The sequence below is a fragment of the Pseudomonas sp. R3-18-08 genome (genome assembly GCF_003852065.1).
Taxonomy (GTDB): Bacteria; Pseudomonadota; Gammaproteobacteria; order Pseudomonadales; family Pseudomonadaceae; genus Aquipseudomonas.
In genome coordinates this window covers 3,310,241-3,330,725 of the sequence record NZ_CP027729.1, presented here as the reverse complement: position 1 = coordinate 3,330,725, position 20,485 = coordinate 3,310,241, and the positions used below count along the sequence as shown (strand labels likewise).

At 62.6% G+C, this 20,485-nt stretch carries 16 protein-coding genes and 1 pseudogene; 8 read left to right on the top strand and 9 right to left on the bottom strand.

Features of this window, described 5'->3' with window-relative positions; all coding sequences use genetic code 11:
• Positions 1-82: 82 nt before the first annotated feature.
• On the top strand, positions 83-829 hold the full coding sequence (locus C4J92_RS15185) for an SDR family oxidoreductase (RefSeq protein WP_124363173.1): 747 nt from the start codon (positions 83-85) through the stop codon (positions 827-829).
• A 26-nt stretch (positions 830-855) separates the two neighbouring features.
• Here C4J92_RS15185 and mapR read toward each other — a convergent pair whose 3' ends face one another.
• On the bottom strand, positions 856-2,265 hold the full coding sequence (mapR, locus tag C4J92_RS15180) for a GntR family transcriptional regulator MpaR (RefSeq protein WP_124404450.1): 1,410 nt from the start codon (positions 2,263-2,265) through the stop codon (positions 856-858).
• Between the two features lie 242 nt (positions 2,266-2,507).
• Positions 2,508-2,747 carry a DUF3203 family protein gene (locus C4J92_RS15175; RefSeq protein ID WP_124404449.1) on the bottom strand — a complete coding sequence of 80 codons (240 nt, stop codon included), beginning with the start codon at positions 2,745-2,747 and terminating at the stop codon, positions 2,508-2,510.
• Between the two features lie 123 nt (positions 2,748-2,870).
• Here C4J92_RS15175 and C4J92_RS15170 point away from each other — a divergent pair, with 123 nt between their 5' ends.
• Positions 2,871-3,362 (top strand): MgtC/SapB family protein, encoded by a 492-nt coding sequence (locus C4J92_RS15170; RefSeq protein WP_124404448.1) that lies wholly within the window; start codon positions 2,871-2,873, stop codon positions 3,360-3,362.
• Here the strand turns inward: C4J92_RS15170 and C4J92_RS26990 are convergent.
• Positions 3,340-3,516 (bottom strand): hypothetical protein, encoded by a 177-nt coding sequence (locus tag C4J92_RS26990; protein ID WP_164487537.1) that lies wholly within the window; start codon positions 3,514-3,516, stop codon positions 3,340-3,342. The two genes, C4J92_RS15170 and C4J92_RS26990, sit on opposite strands and share 23 nt — an antisense overlap.
• Before the next feature lie 205 nt (positions 3,517-3,721).
• Here C4J92_RS26990 and C4J92_RS15165 point away from each other — a divergent pair, with 205 nt between their 5' ends.
• From C4J92_RS15165 to C4J92_RS15150, 4 genes and pseudogenes are all read left to right on the top strand, one after another.
• Positions 3,722-5,710, top strand: a complete 1,989-nt coding sequence (locus tag C4J92_RS15165) for an alpha-1,4-glucan--maltose-1-phosphate maltosyltransferase (RefSeq protein ID WP_124404447.1) — start codon at positions 3,722-3,724, stop codon at positions 5,708-5,710.
• Positions 5,711-5,867: 157 nt separating this feature from the next.
• A complete protein-coding gene (gene treS, locus C4J92_RS15160; protein WP_124404446.1) occupies positions 5,868-9,215 on the top strand; it encodes a maltose alpha-D-glucosyltransferase in 3,348 nt (1,115 codons plus the stop codon).
• Positions 9,212-11,449 carry a 1,4-alpha-glucan branching protein GlgB gene (glgB, locus tag C4J92_RS15155; protein ID WP_124404445.1) on the top strand — a complete coding sequence of 746 codons (2,238 nt, stop codon included), beginning with the start codon at positions 9,212-9,214 and terminating at the stop codon, positions 11,447-11,449. The genes treS and glgB overlap by 4 nt, the downstream gene beginning before the upstream one ends.
• Before the next feature lie 90 nt (positions 11,450-11,539).
• Positions 11,540-12,666 (top strand): annotated as a pseudogene (locus C4J92_RS15150) (diguanylate cyclase).
• On the opposite strand, the gene C4J92_RS15145 reads toward C4J92_RS15150, so the two are convergent.
• Positions 12,645-14,849, bottom strand: coding sequence for a GAF domain-containing protein (locus C4J92_RS15145; RefSeq protein WP_124404444.1), 2,205 nt, complete (start codon positions 14,847-14,849; stop codon positions 12,645-12,647). The pseudogene C4J92_RS15150 and the gene C4J92_RS15145 overlap by 22 nt on opposite strands.
• Before the next feature lie 172 nt (positions 14,850-15,021).
• On the bottom strand, positions 15,022-15,873 hold the full coding sequence (locus C4J92_RS15140; RefSeq protein ID WP_124404443.1) for a CAP domain-containing protein: 852 nt from the start codon (positions 15,871-15,873) through the stop codon (positions 15,022-15,024).
• A gap of 176 nt (positions 15,874-16,049) precedes the next feature.
• Between C4J92_RS15140 and C4J92_RS15135 the strand changes: the two genes are divergently transcribed.
• Positions 16,050-16,721: a GNAT family N-acetyltransferase gene (locus tag C4J92_RS15135; protein WP_124404442.1), complete on the top strand. Its 672-nt coding sequence runs from the start codon at positions 16,050-16,052 to the stop codon at positions 16,719-16,721.
• A gap of 118 nt (positions 16,722-16,839) precedes the next feature.
• On the opposite strand, the gene C4J92_RS15130 is transcribed toward C4J92_RS15135, so the two are convergent.
• Entirely contained in the window at positions 16,840-17,460 is a 621-nt protein-coding gene (locus C4J92_RS15130) for a TetR/AcrR family transcriptional regulator (RefSeq protein WP_124404441.1), read from the bottom strand.
• A gap of 72 nt (positions 17,461-17,532) precedes the next feature.
• Between C4J92_RS15130 and C4J92_RS15125 the strand changes: the two genes are divergently transcribed.
• A complete protein-coding gene (locus tag C4J92_RS15125; RefSeq protein WP_124404440.1) occupies positions 17,533-18,132 on the top strand; it encodes an NAD(P)H-dependent oxidoreductase in 600 nt (199 codons plus the stop codon).
• A gap of 1 nt (position 18,133) precedes the next feature.
• Here C4J92_RS15125 and C4J92_RS15120 read toward each other — a convergent pair whose 3' ends face one another.
• From C4J92_RS15120 to C4J92_RS15110, 3 genes are all read right to left on the bottom strand, one after another.
• A complete protein-coding gene (locus C4J92_RS15120; RefSeq protein WP_124404439.1) occupies positions 18,134-18,523 on the bottom strand; it encodes a hypothetical protein in 390 nt (129 codons plus the stop codon).
• Between the two features lie 32 nt (positions 18,524-18,555).
• Positions 18,556-19,812 (bottom strand): 3-phosphoshikimate 1-carboxyvinyltransferase, encoded by a 1,257-nt coding sequence (locus C4J92_RS15115; protein ID WP_124404438.1) that lies wholly within the window; start codon positions 19,810-19,812, stop codon positions 18,556-18,558.
• Positions 19,813-19,903: 91 nt separating this feature from the next.
• The gene (locus C4J92_RS15110; protein WP_124404437.1) at positions 19,904-20,458 is read right to left on the bottom strand and encodes a UPF0149 family protein; all 555 of its coding nucleotides are present in this window, start codon (positions 20,456-20,458) and stop codon (positions 19,904-19,906) included.
• Positions 20,459-20,485 lie beyond the last annotated feature (27 nt).

Genomic DNA, 20,485 nt, shown 5'->3' with positions numbered 1-20,485 from the left:
GCGCACGCGCCTGACAAAAGCCCTGCGTGACGGGTATTCTTCAACTCAACCCCAAACATCAGGTTGAGTCAGGAGACTGCACATGGACAGAGTCGTCATCATTACCGGAGGCAGTCGCGGGATTGGCGCCGAAACAGCCTTGCTGGCCGCTCGCCAGGGCTATCGCATCTGCATCAACTATCAGTCCGACGAAAACGCCGCCCAGCGTGTACTGGAACAGGTGCGCGGCCTTGGCGCACAGGCGATTGCGGTACGCGCGGACGTCAGTAACGAAGATGAAGTGATCGCCCTGTTCAACCGTGTCGATACCGAGCTGGGCCGCGTCACGGCGCTGGTGAATAACGCGGGCACCGTCGGCCATAAGTCGCGGGTCGATGAAATGTCCGAATTCCGCATCCTGAAAATCCTCAAGACCAACGTACTGGGCCCGATCCTCTGCGCCAAACATGCGCTGCTGCGCATGTCGCCCAGGCATGGCGGGCAGGGCGGCAGTATCGTCAACGTCTCGTCGGTGGCGGCGCGCCTGGGCTCGCCGGGGGAATACGTCGACTATGCCGCGTCCAAGGGCGCGCTCGACACCTTCACCCTCGGCCTGTCCAAGGAAGTCGCGGGCGAGGGCATTCGTGTCAACGCGGTGCGCCCCGGCTATATCTTCACCGACTTCCACGCCCTCAGTGGCGACCCGGACCGGGTCAGCAAGCTGGAGTCCGGCATTCCCATGGCCCGTGGCGGGCGCCCGGATGAAGTGGCAGAGGCGATTATCTGGTTGCTTTCGGACAAGGCCTCGTATGCTACCGGCACGTTTATCGACTTGGGCGGCGGTCGCTGATTACACGGTGCCTGTACTCGCGCTACTCAAAACGAGCGTACGATCCGGCCCAGGGTCTCCATCGCCTGCTCCGACGCTTCGGTCCACGGGCTGCCGTAGTTCAACCGGATGCAGTTGCGAAAGCGCCGGGTTGCCGAGAATATCGGCCCTGGTGCGATGCTGATGCCTTGCGCCAGGGCCATCTGAAACAACTTCAATGAATCGGTATGCTCCGGCAATTCCAGCCACAGGAAATACCCGCCGGCCGGTTGGCTGACCCGGGTCTGCGCCGGGAAGTAACGGCCGATCGCCGCGAGCATCGCGCTTTGCTGCTCTTCCAGGGCATAGCGCAGTTTGCGCAGGTGCCGGTCATAGCCGCCGTGTTGCAGGTAATCGGCAATCGCGGCCTGGGCCGGCATCGACGGGCACAGCGATGTCATCAGTTTCAAGCGCTCGACCTTCTGCGCGAAGCGACCAGCCGCCACCCAGCCAACGCGATAACCCGGCGCCAGGCTCTTGGCAAAGGAGCCGCAGTGCAGCACCAGCCCCTCGGTATCGAAAGCCTTGGCCGGTTTCGGCGCATGCTGCCCGTAATACAGCTCGGCATACACGTCATCTTCGATCAGTGGCACCTGGTGGCTGCGCAGTAGCTCGACCAAGGCGCGCTTTTTTTCTGCCGGCACCGTGGCGCCCATGGGGTTCTGGAAGCTGGTCATGCTCCAGCAGGCTTTGATCGGGTAACGCGCAAGGCTCTGCGCCAGGGCGTCAAGGTCGATGCCGTCGCGCGGGTGCACCGGAATTTCCACAGCTTTGAGCTTCAGGCGCTCGAGCACTTGCAGGCAGGCATAAAACGCCGGGGCTTCAATCGCCACCAGGTCGCCCGGCTCGGTGACGGCCTGCAGGCACAGGTTCAGCGCTTCCAGGGCGCCGTTGGTGATCAGCAGTTCCTCCATGGGCAGCATCAGCCCGCCGACCATGTAGCGCAGCGCAATCTGACGGCGCAGTTGCGGGTTGCCGGGGGACATGTCGGTGACCACCAGGCGCGGGTCCATCGCACGGCTGGCACTGGCCAGGGAGCGGGCCAGGCGCGGCAACGGGAACAGCATCGGGCTGGGGAAGGCCGAACCGAAGGGCACGGTGTTCGGGTCTTTGATCGAATCCAGCACCGAAAACACCAGCTCACTCACATCGACTTCGGTGCTCTCGTGCACCTGCGCGCTCACCACCGGCTCGGAAAACGGGCTGGGCGCATGGGTATTGACGAAGTAGCCGGAGCGCGGTCGGGCGCGGATCAGGCCACGGCGCTCCAGCAGGTAGTAGGCCTGGAACACCGTGGACGGGCTGACACCGTAAGTCTGGCTGGCGTAACGCACCGAAGGCACACGCTGGCCGGGGCCGAGCACGCCGGAGCGGATCAGTTCTGCGATGTCTTCGGCGAATTTTTCGTAGCGTTTCATGGGGGCCTTGGGTGCTGATTTCCCCCGGGGACTATACCCGCACCCTCTGTTTGCATAACAGAATCAAGTAGTGCGACAAAAAGCGGATCAGATGGCTCGACTTGCCGAGCGCTCACTGACGAAACCGACTCAAAATGTGGGAGGGGGCTTGCTCCCGATAGCGCTGGGTCAGTTGATACATCAGGTAACTGACCCTCCGCCATCGGGAGCAAGCCCCCTCCCACAGGTACTGCACAGCTCAGTTAAATCACCGAGCCAGGTTCATCAGCCTTCACATGCTGGCGCCCATCATGAGCGCCCGCAACGGTCAGGGCGTCGGCCTCGGCTTCGGTGATGTAGATCCGCTCGGCCGCCAATTCTACGTACGACATGGATTTTTCGGTGTCGGTCGCGATATTGACTCGGGTCGCAGGCACGCTGTGTTCCTGAGCATTGTCACCGAGCGTGAAATAGCACAGCTGATCTTCGATACGTAGGGACATGCCGGTCTCCTTAGTTCATGGGCAATAAAGGTTAGGGCGTTGCGGTTGTATGCAGGTTCCGCGCAACTGACTGGCGGTCGCCGCTGTCCATGCTTTACCTATAAAAAACACAGGAGGGCATTCATGGACGCTTGGTTGCATGAAGCATGGCAAACACTGCAGGCTGAATTTGCCGATATCGGCGACGCCAGGCAGCTCACCCAGATGACCGTGCGCCTGCTGATGGCGGCACTCCTCGGCGGCATCCTCGGGTTTGAACGGGAGAGCAAGGGCAAGGCCGCCGGGGTGCGCACCCATATGCTGGTGGCGCTGGGCGCGGCGCTGTTCGTGATGGTGCCGCAGATGTCCGGCAACCAGGCCGATGCCATGAGCCGGGTGGTGCAGGGCGTGATTGCCGGGATTGGTTTCCTGGGGGCCGGCACCATCATCAAGGGCAAGGATGAGGACGCCGGCCACGTCAGGGGCCTGACCACCGCCGCCGGTTTGTGGATGACCGCTGCGATTGGGGTCTCGGCTGGTCTGGGCCGGGAATCGACAGCGGTACTCAGTACCTTGCTGGCCCTGGCGGTGTTCAGCGTGATGCCGAAAATCGTCAAGCGTTTCGAGAAGGACTGACGATCACAGGCGGCATCGTGGTCGGCGGTTCCTGCACCGGTGGCGGCTCGTTCTCCGGCGGTTCTTTTTCAGGAATCGGTTCAGGCTCCGTGGGGGGCAGCGTCGGGTTGTCGATGTTCGGGTCCGGGGTTTCAGCCGGGATGGGGATATTCATCGGTGTGGCCTCCTTTGTGCTTTGCTCTATGGGTGGACAGCCATTGGTGGGAATTGATTCCCCGCCGGGTGGCGGCATATTCACCTGAACTTTTGCCCGAAGCCCAGGCTCGGACCTAATACGGGCCTGCTCAGCGAGCGCGCCGCCATCTCAAGAATTCGGATCAAGCACAGAGCGTCCACAGGGCGTAAGGGGAATATGCTCGATGACTGCTGAAACACTGGTTCCAGAAGAGTCTTTATTGCCGTTGTCCCAGGCGCTGCTATTACCCAGAATTGCCATTGAGAGCACCATGCCGGTGATCGATGGTGGCGAGTTTGCCGTCAAGGCGGTCGTTGGCCAGCGCGTCAACGTGACCAGTAAAGTGTTCGCCGATGGCCATGACAAGCTGGCGGTGCTGGTGCGCTGGCGCCCGCGCGGGCAGGAAAACTGGCACAGCGTGGTCATGAGCGATGTGGGCAACAACGGCTGGGAAGGTGCATTCACCGTCACCACCCAGGGGCCCCATGAATACTGCATCGAGGCCTGGATCGATACCTTCGCCAGCTTCTGCTATGAATTGCGCAAAAAGCACGAAGCCGGGGTGCCGGTCAGCCTGGAGCTGCAGGAAGGCCGCAGCCTGGTGCTGCAGGCCGCCGAACGCAGTGACAACGAACTGCGCGACCGCTTGATGCTGCTGCATCACGAACTCTCCGGCCTGCTGGAAACCGAGCAGGTCGCGCAGTTCCTGCACGAAGACAGTGCACACCTGATGACCCAGGCCGACCACCGCGCCTATTTGAGCATCAGTCGCGTGTACCCGATCGACGTGGAGCGCGAGCGTGCCCAGTTCGCCAGCTGGTACGAGCTGTTTCCCCGCTCGATCACCGACGATCCGGCCCGCCATGGCACCTTCAACGATGTGCATTCACGCTTGTCGATGATCCATGACATGGGCTTTGACGTGCTGTACTTCCCGCCGATCCATCCCATCGGCCGCAGCCATCGCAAGGGCAAGAACAATTCCCTGAACGCCGGTCCCGATGATCCCGGCAGCCCCTACGCAATCGGCAGCGAAGAAGGCGGGCACGAGGCGATCCACCCGCAACTGGGCAGCCGCGAGGATTTCCGCCGTCTGGTCAAGGCCGCTGCCGACCACGGCCTGGAAATCGCACTCGACTTCGCCATCCAGTGCTCCCAGGACCACCCGTGGCTCAAGCAGCATCCGGGCTGGTTCAACTGGCGCCCGGACGGCACGATCAAATACGCGGAAAACCCACCGAAAAAGTATCAGGATATCGTCAACGTCGACTTTTACGCGGCGGATGCGATTCCCGGCCTGTGGACCGAACTGCGCGACGTCGTGGTGGGCTGGGTGGAAGAGGGCGTGAAGACCTTCCGCGTGGACAACCCGCACACCAAGCCGCTGCCGTTCTGGCAATGGTTGATCAGCGACGTGCGGGCCAAATACCCGGAAGTGATCTTCCTGGCCGAAGCCTTTACCACCCCGGCAATGATGGCGCGCTTGGGTAAAGTCGGTTATTCCCAGAGCTACACCTATTTCACCTGGCGCAATACCAAGGCCGAACTGAGTGAGTATTTCACCGAGTTGAACCAGTCGCCGTGGCGCGAATGCTACCGGCCGAATTTCTTCGTCAATACGCCGGACATCAACCCTGGCTTCCTGCACGAGTCCGGCCGCCCAGGGTTCCTGATCCGCGCCGCGCTGGCCACCATGGGTTCGGGCCTGTGGGGCATGTACTCCGGGTTCGAATTGTGCGAGTCCGCGCCGGTGCCGGGTAAAGAGGAATACCTGGACTCGGAGAAATACGAGATCCGCCCGCGCGACTTCACTGCGCCCGGCAACATCATTGCCGAGATCGCCCAGCTCAATCGCATCCGCCGGCAAAACCCGGCGTTGCAGACGCACCTGGGGCTCAAGCTGTACAACGCCTGGAACGACAACATCCTGTACTTCGGCAAGCGCAGCGAGGACGGCAGCAATTTCGTGCTGGTGGCCATCAACCTCGACCCGCACAACGCCCAGGAAGCGCACTTCGAGTTGCCGCTATGGGAGATGGGCTTGCCGGACGACGCCCAGACCCAGGGTGAAGACTTGATGAACGGCCATCGCTGGACCTGGTATGGCAAGACCCAATGGACTCGGCTGGAGCCGCAGATGCCGTTCGGGATCTGGCGGATTACCCCTTCTTAAAGCTGTATGGAGATTCAAATGTGGGAGGGGGCTTGCTCCCGATAGCAGAGCTTCAGTTGATAAATCAGGTGACTGACTCACCGCTATCGGGAGCAAGCCCCCTCCCACATTGACCCGGTTTCAGCCCGCAAGAATTATCCAGTTCCAGGAGTTTCCAATGGCGAAAAAACCCAAGGCTGCCACCTTTATCAAAGACCCGCTCTGGTACAAGGACGCGGTGATTTACCAGGTGCATGTCAAATCCTATTTCGACTCCAACAACGACGGCATCGGCGACTTTCCGGGGCTGATCGCCAAGCTCGACTACATTGCCGACCTCGGCGTAAACACTATCTGGCTGCTGCCGTTCTATCCCTCGCCACGCCGCGATGACGGCTACGACATCGCCGAGTACCGTGGCGTACACAGCGACTACGGGACCATGGCCGACGCCAAGCGCTTCATAGCCGAGGCCCACAAGCGTGGGCTGCGGGTGATCACTGAACTGGTGATTAACCACACGTCCGACCAGCACCCCTGGTTCCAGCGCGCCCGCAAGGCCAAACCGGGTTCGGCGGCGCGGGACTTCTACGTGTGGTCGGATGACGACCAGAAATACGACGGTACGCGGATCATCTTCCTCGACACCGAGAAGTCCAACTGGACCTGGGACCCGGTGGCCGGCCAGTACTTCTGGCACCGTTTCTATTCGCACCAGCCCGACCTTAACTTCGACAACCCGCAAGTCATGAAGGCCGTGCTGTCGGTGATGCGCTATTGGCTCGACCTGGGCATCGACGGCCTGCGCCTGGATGCGATTCCCTATCTGATCGAGCGGGACGGCACCAACAACGAGAACCTCGCCGAAACCCACGGGGTGCTCAAGCAGATCCGCGCCGAAATCGACGCGAATTACCCAGACCGCATGCTGCTGGCCGAAGCCAACCAATGGCCCGAAGACACCCAACTCTATTTCGGTGACAGGAAGGGCGACGACGGCGATGAATGCCATATGGCCTTCCACTTCCCGTTGATGCCGCGCATGTACATGGCCCTGGCCCAGGAAGATCGCTTTCCGATTACCGACATCCTGCGCCAGACCCCGGAGATTCCAGCCAATTGCCAGTGGGCGATTTTCCTGCGCAACCACGATGAACTGACCCTGGAGATGGTCACCGACAAAGAGCGCGACTACCTGTGGAACTATTATGCCGCGGACCGTCGCGCGCGCATCAACCTGGGCATTCGCCGGCGCCTGGCGCCGTTGGTGGAGCGCGACCGGCGCCGCGTGGAACTGCTCAACAGCCTGTTGCTGTCGATGCCCGGCACGCCGACCCTCTACTACGGCGACGAAATCGGCATGGGCGACAACATTTACCTGGGCGACCGCGATGGCGTGCGTACGCCGATGCAATGGTCCATCGACCGCAATGGCGGTTTCTCCCGCGCCGACCCGGCCAGCCTGGTGCTGCCGCCGATCATGGACGCGCAATACGGCTATCAGTCGGTCAACGTCGAAACCCAGGCCCAGGACCCGCATTCACTGCTGAACTGGACGCGGCGCATGCTGGCGGTGCGCAAGCAATCCAAGGCGTTTGGCCGTGGCAGCCTGAAAATGCTGTCGCCGAGCAATCGCCGCATCCTGGCCTATACCCGTGAATACACCGGGGAGGACGGCCGCACTGAAACCATCCTGTGCGTGGCCAACGTCTCGCGCAGTGCCCAGGCGGCGGAGCTGGACCTGTCGGCGTTCGCCGGCATGGTGCCGGTGGAGATGCTCGGCGGTAACGCGTTCCCGCCCATCGGCCAACTGAATTTCCTGCTGACCCTGGCGCCCTATGGCTTTTATTGGTTCGTGCTGGCGGCGGAAAACCAGATGCCGAGCTGGCATGTGGAACCGGCCCAGAGCATCCCTGACTTCACGACATTGGTGTTGAAAAAACGTATGGAAGAGTTACTGGAAGAACCCTGCCGCACCACCCTGGAGCACACTTCGTTGCCGGCCTGGCTGCCCAAGCGCCGCTGGTTCGCCGGTAAGGACGCCACCATCGACAGCGTGCATATCGCCTACGGCGTGCGCTTCGGCGACGCCCAGCACCCGGTGCTGCTCAGCGAGATCGACGTCACCAGCGCGGGCCAGACCAGCCGTTATCAGCTGCCGTTCGGCTTCCTTGGCGAAGACCAGCTCACCAGCGCCTTGCCGCAGCAATTGGCAATGGCCCGGGTACGGCGCAGCCGTCAGGTAGGGCTGGTCACCGACGCGTTCAGCCTCGAGCATTTTGTGCGCAGCGTGATCCAGAGCCTGCAGGCCGGTACCGTGCTCAATAGCAGCGAGGGTGACCTGCGCTTCGAAGCCACGCCGCACCTGGCAGCCTTGCAACTGACCGATGAATCAGCGGTGCGCTACTTGTCTGCCGAGCAGTCCAACAGTTCGGTGGTGGTTGGCGAGAGCCTGGTGCTCAAGCTGATCCGCAAAGTCAGTGCCGGGGTGCACCCGGAACTGGAAATGAGCGCCTACCTGACCGCAGCCGAATACCCGAACATTTCGCCGTTGATGGGCTCGATGAGCCGGCGCGACGCCCAGGGCCAGGACAACCTGCTGATGATCGCCCAGGGCTACCTGAGCAACCAGGGCGACGCCTGGAGCTGGACCCAGAACAACCTCGAACGCGCCATTCGTGACGAACTGGCCGAGGCGATTTCCGAACAGGAGCAGCATTACAATGCCCTGGGCGAACTGGCCGACTTTGCCGGCCTGCTCGGCCAGCGTCTAGGCGAGATGCACGTAGTGTTGGGCGCGCCTACCCAGAACAAGGACTTCAAACCAGAAGTCACTTCGGTCAAGGACACCCAGGCCTGGGCCAAGGATGTGGGGGCGCAGATCGAGCGGGCCCTGCAGTTGCTCAAAGTAAATCAAAGCCAGTTGAACCCCGCCGATCAGGCGCTGGTCAGTGAATTACTGGCGCAGAAAAAAGCCATCGGCAGCCATGTCCAGGCGCTGGCGAAAGCCACGCTGGGCGGGTTGCGGATTCGCGTCCACGGTGACTTGCACCTGGGCCAGGTACTGGTGGTCAAGGGCGATGCCTATTTGATCGATTTTGAAGGCGAACCGGCGCGGCCGCTGCATGAACGGCGCGGCAAGCACAGCCCCTACAAGGACGTGAGTGGGGTGTTGCGCTCCTTCGATTACGCAGCGGCCATGGCCCTGAATGTGCAAGGGGTTGATCATTCGTCGGAAGCCGACGCCGCGCGTCGTCGCGTGACCGAGCGTTACCTGAGTGAAGCCCGCCAGGCATTTACCCAGGCCTATCAGGCGGCGACGGCTACACTGGCGCATGACTGGCAGGATGCCAACGGCCAGGACGCCGCGCTGACATTGTTCAGCCTGGAGAAGGCCGCGTATGAAGTGGCCTACGAAGCGGAAAATCGCCCGAGCTGGTTGCCGGTGCCCTTGCAAGGGTTGCACGGTTTGCTCAGCGGGCTTACACCTGAATCGAAAACTGCACGCGGTGGGGAGACGTCATGAGTTTTACGCATAGAGAACCGCTGCAGCCCAAGTTGACTGCAATGCCGGCGTCCAAGGACGTCGAGGCGCTGGTACGCGCCGAGCACCACGATCCATTCTCGATCCTTGGGCCGCATGATGATGAGCAGGGCGGGCAATTTATCCGCGCGTTCCTGCCCGAAGCCTTGAGCGTCCAGGTACTGGCACGTGACAGTGGCGAGCCGATCGGCAGCCTCGACGCCAGCCAGGTGCCGGGGCTGTTCGTCGGGCACTTCAGCACGCGCCAGGCCTACCTGCTCAAGATCCAGTGGGCCGGCGGCGAGCAGATCACTGAAGACCCGTACAGCTTCAACCAGTTGCTGCTCGGTGAAATGGACCTGTACCTGTTTGCCGAAGGCAACCACCGCGACCTGGGCAGTTGCCTGGGCGCCCAAGTGACCACGGTCGACGGCGTGCAGGGCGTACGTTTCGCCGTGTGGGCGCCGAATGCCCGACGGGTCTCGGTGGTCGGTGACTTCAACATCTGGGACGGTCGCCGGCATCCGATGCGCCTGCGCCATCCGTCGGGCGTGTGGGAGATTTTCATCCCGCGCCTGCAACCGGGGGCGGCCTACAAGTACGAGATTCTCGGTGCCCACGGCATTTTGCCGCTCAAGGCCGACCCGATGGCCCTGGCCACCCAGCTGCCGCCGGACACCGCCTCGAAGGTCGCCGCGCCGTTGCAGGTGGACTGGCAGGACCACGAGTGGATGCAGGCTAGAGGTGACAAACAGAAATCCACCGCGCCGCTGTCGATCTACGAGTTGCACGTGGGGTCCTGGCAATGCGAGCTGGACGAGGCCGGGGAAGTGTCACGCCAGTATGGCTGGCGCGAACTGTCCGAGCGGCTGATTCCCTATGTGCAGCAATTGGGCTTTACCCATATCGAGCTGATGCCGATCATGGAGCATCCCTTCGGCGGTTCGTGGGGCTATCAGGCCTTGTCCCAGTTCGCACCAAGCGCACGCTTTGGCTCGCCGGAAGATTTCGCGTATTTCGTCAATGCCTGTCACCAGGCGGACATCGGCGTGATTCTCGACTGGGTGCCGGCGCATTTTCCGACCGACACCCACGGCCTGGCGCAATTCGACGGCACCGCGCTGTACGAGTACGCCAACCCGCTGGAAGGTTTCCATCAGGACTGGGACACGCTGATCTACAACCTGGGCCGCACCGAGGTGCACGGTTTCATGCTCGCCTCGGCATTGCATTGGCTCAAGCACTTCCACGTCGACGGCCTGCGCGTGGATGCGGTGGCCTCGATGCTGTATCGCGACTATTCGCGCAAAGCCGGTGAGTGGGTGCCCAACCGTCACGGTGGCCGCGAGAACCTGGAAGCCATCGATTTCCTGCGCCACTTGAACGACGTGGTGGCGCTGGAGGCGCCGGGTGCCCTGGTGATCGCCGAGGAATCCACCGCATGGCCGGGGGTGAGCCAGAGCACCCAGCAAGGTGGCCTGGGTTTCAACTACAAATGGAACATGGGCTGGATGCACGACTCGCTGCATTACATCCAGCAAGATCCGGTGTACCGCGCCCATCACCACAACGAGCTGAGTTTCGGCCTGGTGTATGCCTGGTCCGAGCGGTTTATCCTGCCGATTTCCCACGACGAAGTGGTGCACGGCAAGCACTCGCTCATCGACAAGATGCCCGGCGACCGCTGGCAGAAATTCGCCAACCTGCGTGCCTACCTGAGTTTCATGTGGATGCACCCCGGCAAGAAGCTGCTGTTCATGGGCTGCGAGTTCGGCCAGTGGCGCGAGTGGAACCATGACCAGCAACTGGACTGGTACCTGTTGCAATACCCCGAGCACCGTGGGGTGCAAAAGCTGGTGGGCGACTTGAACCGCCTGTACCGCGAGGAACCGGCGCTGCACGAGCAGGATGACGCGCCCCAGGGGTTCCAATGGCTGATTGGCGACGATGCGATCAACAGCGTCTATGCCTGGCTGCGCTGGAGCAAGGACGGCAAGCCAGTGCTGGTCGTCGCCAACTTCACCCCGGTGCCGCGTGAGGCCTACGCGGTTGGCGTGCCTTTCGCCGGACGCTGGAGCGAAGTGATCAACAGTGACGCCGACATGTATGCCGGGTCCAACTACGGTAATGGTGGTGCGGTACAGACCCTGGATGAACCCCGCCACGGTCAGCCGGTGTCGCTGTCGCTGAACCTGCCACCCTTGGGTGTGTTGATTCTGCGACCACAGGAGAGTTAAACGCGCCTGGCGCGACGGATGCGGTTGTCCGGGCTACTGGCAGGGTGCCACAATGGCACCTTTGTCGTAGCACTCAGACAGGCGAATCGCATGAATAGCCATGGGCTTGGGCAAGACCCGGACCGTGTTATCGAACAGCAGGTGCGCACCGACCGTTTGCACCAGCTGTTTCGCCAGTCGTTCCCGGCGCTGTTTGGCAGCTACCTGGCTGCCCTCATGCTGTGCTGGCTGTGTTGGGAGCGCTTCGATCAGCAGCTGATCCTGATATGGCTGGTGCTGCTGGCCGGTTCCTCACTGCTGCGCCTGCAGCTGTTCCTTGAATGGTTCCGCTGCCCCGACAGCGAGCGCACGCCGGCGCGGTGGGAGCGGCGTTACTGGGTGACACTGATGCTGTCGGCGGGCATCTGGGGGGCGGGGCGCTGGCGGTGATGCCGGTGGATGACCGCGTGTCTCAGGTGCTGGTCATGCTGTTCGCCGTGGGCATGTCGGTCGGCGCGGTGTCCTGCTATTCGGCGTATCGCTACATGTCGCTGGGGTCCATGGGCCTGGTGCTGTTGCCCTGTGCCCTGTGGCTGCTGTTCCAGCCATCGCCGATGCAGGTGGGTGTGGCGCTGGCGGTATTGGTGTTCTCGTCCTTTGTGGTGGCCGCCACGCACAAACTCTCCGACGCCCTGGAAAAAGCTTTTCGCCTGACCCGGCAAATGGAGCGCGCCCACACCATTTCCACCCACGCCTCCCAGACCGATGAGCTGACCGGGTTGATGAACCGTCGGGCCTTTTTCGAACAGGCCCAGGCGCTCTATGCCCAGTGCCGTCGTGAGCAGCAGCCGCTGTGTGTGCTGATGCTGGACATGGATCACTTCAAAAACATCAATGACACCTACGGTCACCAGGCCGGTGATCAGGTGTTGCGCCAGATTGGCAGCGTGATCAGCGCCTCGTTTCGCCAGGTCGATGTGTACGGCCGCCTGGGTGGCGAAGAGTTCGCGATATTGCTGCCCAATACCTCCCTGGAGACCGCGCGCAGCATCGCCGAGCAACTGGTCCAGGCCATTGGCGATTTGCGGGCCGACCCGGTGCAGGGGTTGAGTGCCAGCCTGGGCCTGGCGTCGACCCATACCCAGGCGCTGGACTTGTATGGCTTGATGGACAGCGCCGACAAGGCGCTGTACCGGGCCAAGGCGCTGGGCCGCAATCAGGTGGCCGTGGCGGGCTGATCCTTGGCCATGGCCTTGGCCAACGCGCGCGCAACCTGTTCGGCGGAGTAGGGTTTGGCGAGGAATTCAAAGCCTTCATAGCCACTGTCCGCCAGTTCTTCGCTGTAACCCGAGACCAGCACCACCGGCAGGTCCGCCCGGCGCTGGCGCATCAGTTTGGCCATGGCGACGCCGGTCATCCCAGGCATCACCACATCCGAGAACACCGCGTCGAAGGCCCCGGCATCGTTGCCGGCCAGCGTCAGCGCCTGTTCGGCGTTGGTGGCCCAGGTGGTCTGGTAACCCAGATCCTTGAGGATCTGGCTGGCGAAGCGTCCCACCTCCAGGTTGTCCTCCACGATCAGTACATGCCGTTGGGCCAGGTCCAGCGGCGGTGGAAGGTCTTGCTCTGCGTCCTGCCGGGGCGCGGCTTCGCCTTCCACCTCGGGCAGGTACAGGGTGAACACCGTGCCTTGCCCCAGGGTGCTGGCCACATCGATATTGCCGCCCGATTGCTTGGCAAACCCGAACACCTGCGACAAGCCCAGGCCGGTGCCCTTGCCGACGGCCTTGGTGGTGAAGAACGGCTCGAAAATGCGTTCGACGGTATCGCCGGCAATGCCCACGCCCGTGTCGGCCAGGGAAATAGCGATGTAGGGCAGGCGCGACTCGGCATCCCCGCGGATGCGCGGCAGCGGCTGCTGGGCGGCGACCTTGATGGTCAGGCTGCCCTGGCCGTCCATGGCGTCGCGGGCATTGAGGGCGATGTTGATCAGGGCGGTTTCGAACTGACTGGAATCGATGCGCGCATAGCAGGGCTGCTCGGGCAATTGCACCTGTACATGAATGCGTGCGCCGGTGACGCTCTCGAGCATGTCGCCAATGTTGCGCACCCGTTGGCTGACATCGAACACCTGCGGATTCAACGGCTGACGGCGGGCGAAGGCGAGCAGTTGGCTGGTGAGCTTGCTGGCTCGCTCGACGGTATCGGACACCGCGCCCATATAGCGTTGCCGGCGTTCTTCCGAGAGCCCCGGTTGGCGCAGGAAATCCACGGATGAACGAATGATCGTCAGCAGGTTATTGAAATCATGGGCGACGCCGCCAGTGAGTTGGCCGATGGCCTCGAGCTTTTGCGACTGGCGCAACGCGGCTTCGGCCTGGGCGAGGGCGCGGGTGCGTTCTTCGACGCGCTGTTCCAGGGTTGCATTGAGTTCGGTATAGGCCGCCAGGCCCTCACGCACCACAGCATCGGCGCGTACGCGCTCGATATGCGCCCAGGAACGTTCGGTGACTTCGCCCAACAGCGCCAGGTCATAGGAGGACCAGTGGCGGGGCTGTTTGTCATGCACGGCCATCAGCGCGGTGAGGCGGCCGTCTTTGATCAACGGCATACAAATGGTCGCCGTTACACCGAGTGCCTGGAAGTTCGCGGCTTCATGGGCCGGCAACTCGAGCAGGTTATTGCCGATCACCAGGGGCTCGCCGGCGCGCAGGCAGGCCACCGCGCGCTCACCGAACGCAGCCAGGCTGTAATGGCCGATGATGCTCGGCGAGCCTTGGGCCGACCAGTCGCCGCGAATGGTAAAGCCGTCTTGGTCGTCTTCCATGTCGGCGTAGGCGCAAATCGACACTTGCAGGTGTTCGGCCAGCAGGCGGGTGGTCGACATCATGATCGCTTCGGGGTCGGTAGCCGTGGCGACGCTGTGCCCGATGGCGTCCAGCACGGCCAGGCGCCGGGTGAGAAAGACCGTGGCGGTGGTTTCGGTCACGGTATCGAGCAACCCCACTACCGCGCCTTTTGCATCACGGATCGGGCTGTAGCAAAAGGTGAAATACGCTTGTTCAGGTGCCTCGTTACGCTGGACCAACAGCGGAAAGTTTTCGATATAGGTGGCCTGCCCGGCGAACGCGGTGTCGGCGATAGGGCGGATGTCATCCCATGCCTCGTGCCACACCTCGTTGAACGGACGGCCCAGGGCGTCGGGCTTGTTGCCCAGGATCGGCACGAATGCATCGTTGTGGAGGGTGATCAATTGAGGCCCCCAGACGATGGCTTGGGGAAAGCTGGAGGCAAAGCACAGCGCAACGGTTGTCTTCAACACGTCCGGCCAGTGTTCAACCGGCCCCAGGGGCGTACTGGCCCAATCATGCCGACGAACCCGCTCTGCCATTACGCTGCTGCCTTGCAGCCAATTCATCATTGGGTTCACACCTTGCTCGCTACGCGTTGTTAAGCCTTGAAGAGGTCAGACCGACTAGCAACAGACCGGCCTGACCTGGATCAGTTCAGCGCGATTATCTCCTAGATAGCACTTTGATTTCATTGCCCATTTGGTGGGGCGAGGCGTCGCAGGCTTGGGCCTGCGCCCACCGTTATTGCGCGCCGAACAGCCCCGTCCAGTAGATGCCCGCATCGCTTTTCGGGTCCATTGCATAGGCTGCGCCCAATTCACGAAATTGCGGGTTCATCAGGTTGGCGCAATGGCCGGGGCTGGCGAGCCAACCGTCGAGCACCTTGCGTGGGGTATCGAGGCCGGCGGCGATGTTTTCGCCGATGTTTTTTGCGATATACCCGGCAAGCTCGGCGCGGTCGCCGGGGGTACGGCCGTCGTGGTCGAGGTGATCGAAAAAGTTGCCGTTGGCCATGTTGCGGGTATGGCTGTTGGCGGCACCGGCCAGGTCGTCGTTCCACGACAGCGGCGTGGTCGCGGTGAACGCCTGGGTGCCGCACTGGCGCGGCTGGGAGCGGGCGGCGTTGATCAGGTCGAGCAGTTTGCGGCCTTCGGTCTGCCAGTCGCCCAGGCCGCTGGTCAGCAGCGGGCGGGCGAGCACGATGCGCCAGTCCTGGCCGCTGTTGCTCACGCCGATGTCGACGAATTGCGGGTCGAGTACCACGCGACAGAAGCTTTCACGCACCGCTTTCATGGCGGCCTCGGCATCCCTGGGCCCGGACAGGCTGATGGCCTGCACGTTGACCATGGGGTACGCGGCCCGCGCCAGCGACTGCTGCAAATCGCCGACATTGGTGGCCGGCAGCACCAGCCGTGTATCACTGTTCAGCGGTGGCAATTCCTGGGAACCCTGGTCGCCGCAGCGCTGCACCTGGCTGCGGTACTGGTTGATCTGTTGCACCAACTGACTTTCTTCATTCGCCATCGCGCTGGCGCAGAACACCGTACTGGCGGCCAGCGTCGTAAGACCCATCATCAATGACAGAACGCGCATGGACGTTACCCTTGAGCTTGAAAGTGCCCATGATGCGCGATCCAGGTGCGTGCATGCACCCGTTGGTCCGAACTTTTTTTGTTCAATGCTTGAGTGCCGGCTGTTGAGGGCCGAGGCTTCACGGCGTGCAACAGGTACAATCGCCGCTGCCTTGACGTGAAACCCCAGGAATTTGCATGTTCAGCCTTACCCGCTACACCACGCCGTGCCCCGAACCGGTCAACAGCCAGATCCTGCAGTTGGTGGTCGACAACCTCACCGACATCAGCAGCGTGGCACTGGCGCCCAGCAACCTGCTCTACAACATTTACCAGTACGCCATCGGGTTTGAGGTGCACCTGTACTTGGAGGCGCTGGATGGATCGAAGGGCATCAGCGTTGAGCTGGTCGTGGCGATGCAGGAGGAGACCGTCATTGGGTTTTGCCTGTACCTCCCGGTGAAGCACGACCCTCAGGCCTGTGGCGTGGCCTTTATGGCCGTGCACTCGGGGTTCAGGCGCCAAGGCGTGGCCCGGGCCATGCTGGGTGACGTGTTGGCACGCTATCCCCATGGGGAGCTGGCGTGCTCGGTGGAGAAGGTCCCGGCATTCGAAGCGATGGGCTTCCAGGTGCGCGGCGCGCGTGGCACCCAAGTGCTGATGAATACGCGGGACTACGGCACCGATGGGTTGATGGGCGTGCTCGACGTAGCTGCTATCTACAGCTCACTGGAAGTGCGGCAGATCCATACCTACCTGCTGCAAAAGCACGGGAAGCGCGCGATGATGGACGCGGAAAAGCAGCGCGACCGGCACCTGGATCAATTGACGCGCAAGGTGCAGCGGTTTGTGGAAGCACGCTTGGGCTGAGCACCCACAGTGACTGCACCACTGCAATCGGGGGCAAGCCCCCTCCCACATTTGAAAGTATTCACAGTTCAAAGTGTGGGAGGGGGCTTGCCCCCGATTGCGGTGTATCACTCACCTATTAATTGACTGAACCACTCCCACATGCGCCGCGCTTGACCATCGCCAGGATGATCGCCAGCAGTTCCTGCTGCGCTTCTTCGCGGCTGATTTCCGCGCTGGCTGCGGCATGGGACAAGGCTTCGGCCGCGCCCAGCATGGCGCGCAGGCCTGCTTGGGAAAGCGTGCCACCCGGCGCGAAGGGCGCCAGGGCATCGCGGCATTTGTCGAGGAAGATGGCCTCGTACTTGCGCTTGAGCGCCTCCAGCTCCGGCGAGCCACTGAGCGCCGCCGTCACCCCCGGAATCTCGCGGCCCTGCAGCAACACGCAATCCACATAGGACGAGGCAATCACCCACGCACGCGCTTCAAGCGTCGCGCTGCTGGCCTCGATGGCGTCGACAAACACCTGGTTCTGGCGCCCATCGAAATCCTCATACAGCGCGGCCAACAGGCCCGAACGCGTGACGAAATGATCGTACACCACCGGTTTGGTTACTCCGGCCAGCTCGGCCAGACGGCCCAGGGTCAGGGCGTCGGTGCCTTCCTCGCGCACCAGTTGCCAGGCGGTTTCCAATAACTGTTGCAGACGTTCTTCGCGGGAAAGACGCCGGCGCGGGGCAGGGGATTGTTCGCTTGACATGCTTATATACCAAAAGTAACTTAAGGTCGGTAACTTACTAAAAGTAGCTTAAGCCGAAAAGGAGTCAATGTCATGCATGCACTCATCGTTGTGGCTCATCACGACAGCCAATCCCTGACCCACAGCGTGGCCGCGCACGTGGGTGGCGGTTTGAGCGCCTCCGGGCACACCTTTGAAATCGCCGACCTCGCGGCCGAAGGCTTCGACCCGCGCTACACCGCCGCCGACCACCGGGTACACCGCAGCCACGCCGCGCCGCCGGCGGATGTCCTCGCCGAACAGGCCCGCATCGAGCGCGCCGACGCATTGGTCGTGGTGTTCCCGATCTACTGGTGGTCCATGCCGGCGTTGCTCAAGGGCTGGATCGACCGTGTCTTCGTGAACGGCTGGGCGATCGATTACGGCCCCGATACACCGGTGACCAAGAAGTTGCGGCACTTGCAGGTGCACCTGCTGGCCCTGGGGGCTGCCGATGCCGATGCCTTCGACCGGCACGGTTATGCCCAGGCCATGCGCACGCAGATCGATTACGGGATCTTCGACTACTGCGGAGCGCAGGTGCTGACCTCGCAGTTGCTGCTGGAATCGGAAAGCGACAGTGCCGAGGCGCATCTGCGCAAGGCCAGGGAGACAGGGCAGACGCTGTTTGTGCGCGAGACGGTAGCGGGGTGATTCAAGCGTCGCGAAACAGGTCGTGTGCATCCAGCAAGCGGTAGGCAATCTCCGGCTGCTTCTCCAGGCCACGACGGATCGCCGCTGGAATCGACTGGCGAGTCTTGCGACACAGGCCGGGCAGCTCGTCGATGACGATCTGGATGCCGCGCATGCTCTTGACCTCGGTGTGGCCCGGCGCGATATGCAGGCGGATGCCCAACTGTTCGAACATCCGCTGCTGCAGATGCTCGAGGTCCTGCAGACTCTTGAGGTTCTCCAGGCGCTCGAGTAGGCGTTTTTCTTCCTGGCGTGTCAGGTTGAGAATGCGTAGGTCGGGCTCGGGCGCGTTCAGCAAACGTTCGCGCTCGCAGTCACAGACGCCGGGCGGGCAGGGTTGGCGAATGGTCATGTGCGTGCCCTCCCTGAACCTGCGCTGTTGTCTTAGTAGCTTAGCGTTACGCCAAGGCTGCCCAGGGCTTTCCAGTACCCAGGGTAGGTCTTGGCCACGCAGTCCGGGTCCTGGATGCGAATGCCCGCGACTTTCAGCCCGGCCAGGGCAAAGCACATGGCGATGCGATGGTCGGCGTGGGTATCGATCAAGGCGTTGCAGGACGTGCCGGCCAGGGCTGGGTCAGCCGCAACCAGCAGATCGTCGCCCTCGATGGTCGCCAGGCCCGGCCGGATTGCGTTGAGGCCATCGTGCAGCGCCTGCACGCGGTCACATTCCTTGACGCGCAGGTTGGCCAGTTCCGTGAAACGCACCGGGGTATTGTTGAACGCGGCGAGCACCGCCAGGGTCGGGATGGCGTCCTGCATTTGCGAGCCCACCACCGTTGCCTGCATGTTCGGGAACTGGGCGATCACCGCCTGGGCCTTGGCGTCCGGCTGGGTGAACGCCTCGGCGGCGACACCGATGTCGATACGGCCGCCGGTCAATACCTCTGCGGCCCACAGGTAGGTGGCTGCGGAGGCGTCGGGTTCGATCAGGTAATCATGGGCGGTGTAACCGGTCGGGGCCACGCGCCAGGTGGTGTCGTCGACGGCTTCCACCTGGGCGCCGAAGGCACGCATGCAGTCCAGCGTCAGGTCCACATAGCCACGGGCGCCGATGTCCTTGCCGGTCAGGGCGACTTCAATCGGTGCTTCGCCGCATGCCGCGAGCATCAGCAGCGCCGAGACATACTGGCTGGACAGGCCGCCATCGATCTCGAAACGCTTGGCCTGGACCTTGCCCACGCCGTGCACGGTCACCGGTGGGCAGCCGGTCGGGCTGTCGACCTGGATGCCGTTCTGGCCGAGGGTGGCGAGCAGCGGCCCGATCGGGCGCTTTTGCATGTACTCGTCGCCGTCCAGCACCACGGTGCCGTGCACGGTCGCCACGGCAGCGGTGAGAAAGCGCATGGCGGTGCCGGCATTGCCGAGGAACAGCGGTTGCGCCGGCAATTGCAGTTTGCCCTGGCCGGTGACCACGAAGGTGGTGTCGTCCGGCTCGTCGATGGTCACGCCCATCTGCCGCAGGGCCACCGACATGTGACGGGTGTCGTCGCTCTTGAGGGCGCCGCTCAAGCGGCTGGTGCCCTTGGCCAGGGCCGCCAGCAGCAGGGCGCGGTTGGTTATGGATTTGGAGCCGGGGGGCGCGACCTTGCCATTGAGAGGAAAGTTGGGCGGGGTAACGGTCACGGTTTTCTGCGAACTCAAGGGACAAGGCTCCTGATCAAGGCGAGGTGGCATGGAGTGGCCGACGGGGCGGACCCGAATAATCGGCCAAAGGTGCGGTGCTTGTCGAGATTTAGCGCTTGCTCAGCCAGTAATCGTGCAGCGCCCGCGCCGCCGGTTCGATTTCGCTGACCCGCTGCTGATGGGCCTGCACATCCAGGTCCGCCGGCAATTCGAAATTATCCTGCTCGGCGCACCAGGAGATTCTCTCGAACTGAGTGGCCAGTTCGGCGGGCAGCGGCGGCCAGTTGCCGATGGCCGCGCCACGGATATAGCCGAAGCACCATTCTTCGGCGAGGGTCACAACCTGGCCCTGGTGTTCTTTCTCGTCGAACAGCGCCTTGAACGCCTTGGAATTGCCGGCCAGTTGCGCCGCCAGCGTATTGAAGTGGCGTACACACAGGTCCAGGACCTGCCCGGCCTCTTCGGGGCTTTCCCAGTCCGGGTTCTGCCCACCCCAGATGGCCGGAAACCACTCGGCGATATCCACCTGCGTCGGGCTCGATACCAGCGCGGTGAAGTAGCCGTCGAGTTCGGCGACGTTGAGCACCGAATGGTCGTCGCCGTACTTGAGCAGGGTTTCTTCAATCAGGTCGAAATCGGCGGGAGTGAGCGGCTGGGCGTGCATGGGGCATATCCTTCAAACGTCGAACGC

What these genes read in the sequence shown, in the direction of transcription:
- C4J92_RS15130 (WP_124404441.1), bottom strand. Translation starts at nt 17,460, where the DNA reads ATGTCAAGCGAACAATCCCCTGCCCCGCGCCGGCGTCTTTCCCGCGAA.
- C4J92_RS15120 (WP_124404439.1), bottom strand. Translation starts at nt 18,523, where the DNA reads ATGACCATTCGCCAACCCTGCCCGCCCGGCGTCTGTGACTGCGAGCGC.
- C4J92_RS15145 (WP_124404444.1), bottom strand. Translation starts at nt 14,849, where the DNA reads ATGATGAATTGGCTGCAAGGCAGCAGCGTAATGGCAGAGCGGGTTCGT.
- C4J92_RS15165 (WP_124404447.1), top strand. Translation starts at nt 3,722, where the DNA reads ATGACTGCTGAAACACTGGTTCCAGAAGAGTCTTTATTGCCGTTGTCC.
- C4J92_RS15135 (WP_124404442.1), top strand. Translation starts at nt 16,050, where the DNA reads ATGTTCAGCCTTACCCGCTACACCACGCCGTGCCCCGAACCGGTCAAC.
- C4J92_RS15110 (WP_124404437.1), bottom strand. Translation starts at nt 20,458, where the DNA reads ATGCACGCCCAGCCGCTCACTCCCGCCGATTTCGACCTGATTGAAGAA.
- treS (WP_124404446.1), top strand. Translation starts at nt 5,868, where the DNA reads ATGGCGAAAAAACCCAAGGCTGCCACCTTTATCAAAGACCCGCTCTGG.
- C4J92_RS15185 (WP_124363173.1), top strand. Translation starts at nt 83, where the DNA reads ATGGACAGAGTCGTCATCATTACCGGAGGCAGTCGCGGGATTGGCGCC.
- C4J92_RS15175 (WP_124404449.1), bottom strand. Translation starts at nt 2,747, where the DNA reads ATGTCCCTACGTATCGAAGATCAGCTGTGCTATTTCACGCTCGGTGAC.
- C4J92_RS26990 (WP_164487537.1), bottom strand. Translation starts at nt 3,516, where the DNA reads ATGAATATCCCCATCCCGGCTGAAACCCCGGACCCGAACATCGACAAC.
- C4J92_RS15125 (WP_124404440.1), top strand. Translation starts at nt 17,533, where the DNA reads ATGCATGCACTCATCGTTGTGGCTCATCACGACAGCCAATCCCTGACC.
- C4J92_RS15170 (WP_124404448.1), top strand. Translation starts at nt 2,871, where the DNA reads ATGGACGCTTGGTTGCATGAAGCATGGCAAACACTGCAGGCTGAATTT.
- glgB (WP_124404445.1), top strand. Translation starts at nt 9,212, where the DNA reads ATGAGTTTTACGCATAGAGAACCGCTGCAGCCCAAGTTGACTGCAATG.
- mapR (WP_124404450.1), bottom strand. Translation starts at nt 2,265, where the DNA reads ATGAAACGCTACGAAAAATTCGCCGAAGACATCGCAGAACTGATCCGC.
- C4J92_RS15140 (WP_124404443.1), bottom strand. Translation starts at nt 15,873, where the DNA reads ATGCGCGTTCTGTCATTGATGATGGGTCTTACGACGCTGGCCGCCAGT.